The organism is Zhongshania aquatica, from assembly GCF_027257955.1.
GTDB lineage: Bacteria > Pseudomonadota > Gammaproteobacteria > Pseudomonadales > Spongiibacteraceae > Spongiibacter > Spongiibacter aquatica.
Genome location: NZ_JANZNQ010000005.1, coordinates 274358 through 282167 on the forward strand (window position 1 = coordinate 274358; position 7810 = coordinate 282167).

Consider the following 7810-nt stretch of genomic DNA (forward strand, 5'->3'; position numbering starts at 1 on the left):
AAACACCCCACCCACAGAAATAGCGGACTTAGGGAATATCTTCGTGATTTGAGCGTTATTCTACTCGCCAAGCACACAGTTATCCACAAAATTCCCCAACAAAATAATAACCAAAAATAGGAAAAAACCCTTTCTATTCAAAGCGCTATTAAGAGCGGGATTCTTATTAAGTAAAGTCATAGCAAAGTAACACACACCTTGATAACAGCATTCAAATCCTGTGGATAACTTATGGATAAACTGTTACTTTACTGCTAATTACTCAATCCTCGAAAAACTCCCAACTAAAGCATTCAAATCATTGCTATTACACTTAATGTCCACTAAAATTCGCGATCCGATTTTTCACTGTCTCAGCTATTAGCTAGGCGGTGCTGGTGGAAATCACCAGCTTTATCTATATGTTACGGACGAAATCATGAGCAAAAGAACATTCCAACCAAGCAACCTTAAAAAAGCACGTAGCCACGGTTTCCGTGCTCGTATGGCAACTAAAAACGGCCGCAAATTAATTAACCGTCGCCGTGCTAAAGGTCGTGCAATTTTATCTGCATAATCGCGGTTAAATATTAGAGTATGCTGGCATAACGGTGAGCTTTCACTTTGATAAGTCTCTACGTCTATTAAATGCCAGCGAATACCAAGCGGTATTCGACGAGTCTCGCCTGAAAGTCTCTACCGCTGAATTATTGTTTCTAGCACGTAAAAACGATCTAAACCAAGCTCGACTTGGCTTAGTCATAGCAAAGAAAAACGTAAGGCTCTCTGTCCAACGCAACAGAATAAAGCGCATCGTCAGGGAAACCTTTAGGCTTAATCAGCACAAGCTGCTAGGTATCGACATCATCGTACTAGCCAGACGCGGCTTGGGTGATATTGATAACAAGCAACTTCATGAAACCTGTAATCAGCTTTGGTACCAGTTAGATAAAAAAGCTGAAAAACGATTTCGTCAGCAAGAGGGCTAGTCAATATGCAGCGCTTGCTCATTGCCTGCATCCGTTTTTACCGCCTGTTTATCAGTCCGCTGATGGCGCCGCATTGCCGTTTTTACCCCAGTTGTTCTAGTTACGCAGTAGAAGCCTTGCAACAACATGGCGCGCTTCGCGGCAGCTGGCTGAGTATCAAACGAATTTGCCGCTGCCAACCCCTTAGCGCCGGCGGCTATGATCCTGTACCATCCTGCCACTGTCACTCCACAGAACTCACTCTATCAAGGCATTCAAGCAATGATTGATTTTCAGCGCTATCTTCTCATCGCCGCCATCGCTGCACTGTCACTTATGTTATTAGTAGAATGGCAGAAGTTTGAAACATCAAATCCCGTAGTCTCGGTGGTAAACCAAAACGCCACTAGTGCTGCACCTAAAACCAGCAGTGAAAACGGTGATTTACCCGCTATTATTAGTAGTGAAGACATCAATACAATCAAAACTGACACCACCAACGTTAAATATATTAACGTTCAGTCCGATGTGCTGGATTTGAAGATAGACTTACACGGTGGTGATATTGTTTACGCTGCACTACCAAAATATACCGCTAGCCTAAAGGCAGAAGACCCATTTGTTATTCTCGAAGATAACGAAACACGACACTATATTGCCCAGAGTGGCTTAATCGGTGCCAACGCTACTGACACATCGAAAGGTCGGCCTCACTTTTCCGCATCGAATGCCGAATATAGATTGGAAGACGGTTCAGACACCTTAAATATCGACCTAAGCTACCAATACAGCGATACCATAACCATAATTAAGCGTTTTCACTTAAGTCGTGGCAAATACCTCATTAATGTCGAATATATTATAGACAACCGCAGTGACAAGCCTTTCCAAGCCAGTTTTTTTGGGCAACTTAAACGCGGCAATAGTACAGACCCCAGCGTAAATGGCGAAGGCGGTATGTTTGCCATGAAACCCTTTATGGGCGTGGCTTACGCCACCGATGAAGACCTATACAAGAAAACAACGTTCAGCAAAATGCAAGACAAGCCAATAAAAGCCAATGTGAATGGTGGCTGGATTGGTGTTGTGCAGCATTACTTTGTCAGTGCATGGATTCCGTCTCCTGAATCTGTGAATGAACTCAGTACGATCGTCACAAAGCAGGGTATGAACATAGCTAGGGTAACAAGCGCATCTGTCACTGTTGCTCCGCAAAGCCAGGGTAAAATTAGTTCTGGCTTTTACACCGGTCCAAAAGATCAATATAGCCTTAAAGAAGTATCTCCAGGTTTAGAGCTAACCGTTGATTACGGATGGCTATGGTGGATTGCTCAGCCATTATTCTGGTTACTCACAAAAATACACTCGGTGCTAGGTAACTGGGGTTTCTCAATCATCGGCGTTACCATTTTAGTAAAAGCGGCATTCTTTCAGCTAAATAAGAAAGCATTCACCTCAATGGCCAATATGCGCAAATTTCAGCCAAAACTGGCTGAAATTAAAGAGCGCTATGCTGACGATCGCCAAAAACAGTCACAGGCGATGATGGAATTGTATAAGAAAGAGAAAATTAATCCTCTCGGCGGCTGTCTGCCAATGGTTGTACAGATGCCTGTATTTATTTCTCTCTACTGGGTTTTGATGGAAAGTATTGAACTGCGCCATGCCCCATTTATTCTATGGATTCACGACTTATCTGCCATGGACCCTTATTTTGTATTGCCACTGGTGATGGGCTTGTCGATGTTCATTCAGCAGCGCTTAAATCCAGCGCCACCAGATCCAATGCAAGCAAAAATAATGCAGTGGATGCCTATAGTATTCACTTTCTTCTTCTTATTTTTCCCTGCGGGCTTAGTACTTTATTGGGTAGTGAACAACACGCTATCGATTATTCAGCAGTACATTATCACCAAGCGTTTAGAGAAAAACGATTTAGCTACTCGCTAAAGAAATGATCAACTCGACAGATACCATTGCCGCTATTGCCACGCCGCCCGGAAAGGGCGGCGTTGGAATAGTCCGTATATCTGGCCCAAAGTGCCAAGATATAGCACGAAGAATGCTAGCCGTAGAAAAAATCACACCTCGCTATGCCCACTACGGTAATTTTCTCGAAACAACGCCAAATGGCAGCATTACCATAGATAAAGGTATTGCCTTGTTTTTTCCGGGCCCAAATTCCTTTACCGGCGAAGATGTTCTTGAACTTCAGGGCCATGGCGGCCCGGTTATCCTCGACTGTTTACTGCGCGCTGTACTTAGTAACGGCGCAAGAATGGCAAGACCCGGTGAGTTTTCCGAGCGCGCGTTTCTCAATAATAAAATAGATCTTGCCCAAGCGGAGGCCATTGCCGATCTGATTGATAGCGCTTCAGAGCAAGCTGCAAAACAAGCACTAAGATCCTTAGAAGGCGCCTTCAGCAAAGAAATTAATACTCTAGTAGAAGCTATCACCATGCTGCGAATTTACGTTGAAGCAGCAATCGACTTTCCAGAGGAGGAAATCGATTTCATCAGTGATGGTCGAGTAGCATCAGAACTACAAAGTATAAAACACCACCTCGATACGGTGTTTAATTCCGCTAAACAAGGCAGTATCCTGCGAGAAGGTATGACGGTGGTTATTGCCGGAAAACCGAACGCCGGTAAATCAAGTCTGCTCAATGCCTTAGCGGGTCGAGAATCCGCTATTGTTACAGAAATAGCCGGTACCACCCGAGACGTCCTGAGAGAGAATATCCTCATCGATGGCATGCCATTACATATTGTAGACACTGCCGGTTTACGCGACAGTGCCGATGTTGTCGAGAAAGAGGGTATAAAGCGGGCCTGGGCAGAAATTAGCAAAGCAGACCGTGTTCTCCTTGTGATAGACAGTAAAAAAAACACCGACCACGAGCCAGCGATACCGCCAGAATTCGAAATCTTTGTAAAACAAAAGAAACTCACCATCATCTACAATAAATGCGATTTAACCGGGCATAGCGCAGGTATTGAGAATGATACGATTAGTCGCATCTTTTTATCAGCCAAGCAACACCACGGTATAGATATACTTAGAAATCATTTAAAAGCGTGTGTTGGCTTTGATGATGGAGACACACCATTTATCGCGCGCCGCCGCCATATAGATGCGTTGCAGCGTGGGCAAGACCACATACTCAGCGGTGAACAACAGCTCACAACATACAACGCGGGTGAATTACTCGCAGAAGAGCTCCGACTGGCACAAAACGCACTAGCAGAAATCACCGGCGAATTTAGCTCCGACGATCTTCTTGGTCGTATATTTTCCAGTTTCTGCATCGGAAAATAATTACAGCCCCTCTCTTATCTCCATTAGCAAAAAAAGCCCAATAGGATACACTTGAGTCGATCTAGCGTATTACAGGATTGACGATGCATCAACACGCCTTAAAACGAAGTCTAACTGCATTTGCAGCGACTTTCGCCCTATGTTCTCCACTTGAAGCAAACATGTGGAATACAGAGGATCTGCCCGTCGTACTGACTCCCGCCAGACTTAAACAAAATCGCAGTGAAGTGCCAGCGAGCGTGAGTGTTATCGATCGTGACATGATTATTGCGTCTGGTTTATCCAAAATCCCAGAGCTGTTTCGTCTAATACCAGGCACATCAGTTGGCGCTCGTGATGGCTGGAATTATGTAGTTAGTTATCACGGTACGAACTACCGAGACTCGCGTCGCATGCAAGTTCTTATCGACGGTCGGTCAGTGTACCAATCTGGTTTAGCAACAGTTGACTGGAATGATATTCCTATCACCATCCAAGATATCGAACGAATAGAAGTAGTAAGAGGGCCTTCAAGTGCTAGCTACGGAGCAAACGCTTTCCTTGGCGTAATTAATATCATTACTCGCCACCCCGCCGACTTAACTAAATATGAAGCAAACGCCATAAGTGGAACGGAAAACACCGAAAATTATCGCGTTAGTTATGCCGACGAATTTTTAAACGGTACCTACCGTATCAGCTTAGCCAGCCTGCAAGACGATGGTTTTGATATCGATAAAAATGGCAATACACGATTAGATAGTCAAACCAGTAAGCTTATAAATAGCAGGTTTGATACTCACGTGAATGACTACGCCGTTAGCATTGGTTTAGGCTATAAAATGGGTGAAACAACCGATGATTTCGCAGATGTAGATGTCACTGCACCCAATATAAAAACTGACGACTACTATATCTCATCAAAAATCGAAAAAGAGTTATCTGAAGTACATCAACTCACCTTTAGATACAATTACTCAGCTCAAAAGCAAATCCGTGAATGGACTGTTGAAGTACCTCCATTTTTTATCGGACTCAATAACAACCCTTCATCATCTGTGTTAGCCGACGCCAATGAAAACGTTGTCGTTAACAGGCAAGATATCGATTTACAAGATACCTTTATATGGAACAAGGGACTAACAACCATAGCAGGAATACACCTAAAAAAATCTCGCGTATCGTCAGAAACTTACTACGATGACACACTGACAAGCGGTAACTATCAAATGTTTTTTAATATCGAAAAAAGTATCACAGAAAATTTTACTATCAATGCGGGGGGTTCTTACGAATATGAAGAAGACATTGGTAAGAACTTCTCTCCTCGTATTGCGGCACTTTTCCATTTAACAAAAAATCAAAGTTTTAGAGCAATTTACTCAGAAGCAATCAGAACACCTGATTTGCTGGAGACATCTGCTAATTGGTCATACAAAGCGCGAAATGTCAGACCTGCGCTTGACGGCCAAACTGAAGGACAGTTAATTACACGAGCCACTGGTAATCCAAATTTAAAACCAGAAAAAATTGAATCAAGAGAAATTGGATACTATGGAAATTTTAGTCAACATCATCTGCAATTTGATGTGAAAATATTTTTTGATCAGCTCGATCAACTTATTTCAAACTCAATATCACTAGAACGATTTGATCCGGTGAATAGTGGAAATTTAAAACAGTCGGGGTTTGAAACAGAAATAGACTTTAGACCAAACCATAAATGGCTAATTCATACCAGCTATGCATACATTAAAAGTAAAGCGTACAGTAATTCCGACGCGTCATTTACGAGCAGTACTGAAGAAAGCTTTACTCCGAAAAATTCAGCTAGCGTATTAATTAGTTATAGAACAGACAACAATATACAAATATCACTTTCTCAATACTACGCTAAAGCTATAGGTACATCTCAGAATAAATTTTCTCGGAGTGATATGCGATTATCAAAGAAGATAGCATTTTCAAATAGCGAATTTGAAATTTATTACAATGCGCAATATCGCCTAGATGAAGACAGTGAACTACTAAGTAGCAATATATATCGCAACGAGCTTCGACAATTTATCGGCATAAATTTAAGTTATTAATTACTCCAAGAGCAAGGGAATAGCCTCTTGATAAAGTTACTACACGGATTATTCATAGCAACGTTATTATTTTCTACGTTGGCGTATAGCGATGAAAGAAAAATCGTTGATCTTGTGTTGCCTACTAAAAATGTAGAGCTTGATACTTTATCGCAAAAGATCACAGACAATCCTTATTTTATTGTCCACACTTATACAAACAAACTTCCTGAAGAACAAAATAAGGGTAATATATTAGTAGTTGTATCAGATAAATTACTCCCGTTACTAACTGAAAAAGAATACAACGCCAAGTTTGCATTTTATGTAAATTCAAACGAATATCTAAAATTCGAAACCGATGAAACTACTGCGCTATTTTCTGACCAACCTTTAAGTAGACAATTATCACTGATCAAAGCGATAACCGAAAATAAAGATATTCAAGTCGGTATTGCATACAAAAACAAAAAGTATAAATCTGAAATAGACGGCATCATGGAAAACTATCCATCGATGACTATTACGTCAGAAAAAATTGATGACTTAAATGTTATTAGAAGCATTAATAAAACAATTCAAAATAATGATGTATTACTAAGTACCTCGGAAAATGATATTTACAATTCTAAAACAGTAAGATCAATACTACTGAGTAGTTATCGACATCAAACACTTGTCATTGGACCAACAGAAGGATTCGTAACAGCAGGAGCCTTAGGTACGGTATTCTCAACCACAGATCAATACACTCAAGATATTGTATCTATGTTAAAAAATTATCTAGATACAAACATACTACCAAAACCACAATACCCAAGTATGTTTAATGTAAAAATAAATTACAGTGTAGCGGAATCACTCGGATTAATTATTCCATCTGAGAAAGAGCTGAGCTCTAAAATTATTATTGAAGGAGTAAAATAATATGCTCCTAAAATTGAAAAAAAATACACTATTTCAACAAATACTTATTGCCGGTATTACACCAGCACTGCTTATATTTTTCTCTCTTTTCACATATTCATTAGTAACTCGTCTGAATGATGCGGCGTTGAGTCAAAAAGAAATAGCCAAACGTATCGCAGAAAATATAGCGGCGTCGAGTGAACTAGCCATTATTAGCGGAAACAACACTCAACTAAAAGAAATTATGAGATCAGCAGTAGCAAAGGACATAACTGCAATAACTGTTTCAAATGCCATTAACGGAAGTACTGTCTCATTAAAATCTAGCGAATCAATTTCCGACCCAATTGAAGTAATATCAGTACCCATATATCAAAGTAACATCGAAATAAATGACTCAATAACGGGAAATACACAAAATAAGCCTGAAGAAAACAATATCATCGGCACCGTTAGTATTGGTAATCACCCCGATAAATAGCTGGAGCGATAAGTAGAATTTTCTCATAATAGTTTGAAGGAGATTCTGCATGAAAGTACCCCGTTATTCAGATAGCCAGATTATGGCCATTCTTAAGCAAGCTGAG

8 protein-coding genes are annotated in these 7810 nt (G+C 40.8%); all 8 read left to right on the top strand.

Translation table 11 applies throughout. The annotated features are described in order from the left end of the window. The first annotated feature begins 418 nt into the window (after window positions 1–418). On the top strand, window positions 419–556 hold the full coding sequence (rpmH, locus tag O9X78_RS07470; protein ID WP_269619003.1) for a 50S ribosomal protein L34: 138 nt from the start codon (window positions 419–421) through the stop codon (window positions 554–556). A 34-nt stretch (window positions 557–590) separates the two neighbouring features. Continuing rightward, the gene (rnpA, locus tag O9X78_RS07475) at window positions 591–968 is read left to right on the top strand and encodes a ribonuclease P protein component (RefSeq protein WP_269619004.1); all 378 of its coding nucleotides are present in this window, start codon (window positions 591–593) and stop codon (window positions 966–968) included. A gap of 62 nt (window positions 969–1030) precedes the next feature. Beyond that, window positions 1031–1237 (top strand): membrane protein insertion efficiency factor YidD, encoded by a 207-nt coding sequence (gene yidD, locus O9X78_RS07480; protein WP_435056049.1) that lies wholly within the window; start codon window positions 1031–1033, stop codon window positions 1235–1237. After that, the gene (gene yidC, locus O9X78_RS07485) at window positions 1230–2897 is read left to right on the top strand and encodes a membrane protein insertase YidC (RefSeq protein WP_269619006.1); all 1668 of its coding nucleotides are present in this window, start codon (window positions 1230–1232) and stop codon (window positions 2895–2897) included. Before yidD ends, yidC begins: the two co-directional genes overlap by 8 nt. 4 nt (window positions 2898–2901) lie before the next feature. Further along, entirely contained in the window at window positions 2902–4266 is a 1365-nt protein-coding gene (gene mnmE / locus O9X78_RS07490; RefSeq protein WP_269619007.1) for a tRNA uridine-5-carboxymethylaminomethyl(34) synthesis GTPase MnmE, read from the top strand. Between the two features lie 83 nt (window positions 4267–4349). After that, the gene (locus O9X78_RS07495) at window positions 4350–6335 is read left to right on the top strand and encodes a TonB-dependent receptor plug domain-containing protein (RefSeq protein WP_269619008.1); all 1986 of its coding nucleotides are present in this window, start codon (window positions 4350–4352) and stop codon (window positions 6333–6335) included. Window positions 6336–6362: 27 nt separating this feature from the next. After that, window positions 6363–7241, top strand: a complete 879-nt coding sequence (locus O9X78_RS07500; protein ID WP_269619009.1) for a hypothetical protein — start codon at window positions 6363–6365, stop codon at window positions 7239–7241. A 1-nt stretch (window position 7242) separates the two neighbouring features. After that, window positions 7243–7704 carry a hypothetical protein gene (locus O9X78_RS07505; RefSeq protein WP_269619010.1) on the top strand — a complete coding sequence of 154 codons (462 nt, stop codon included), beginning with the start codon at window positions 7243–7245 and terminating at the stop codon, window positions 7702–7704. Window positions 7705–7810 lie beyond the last annotated feature (106 nt).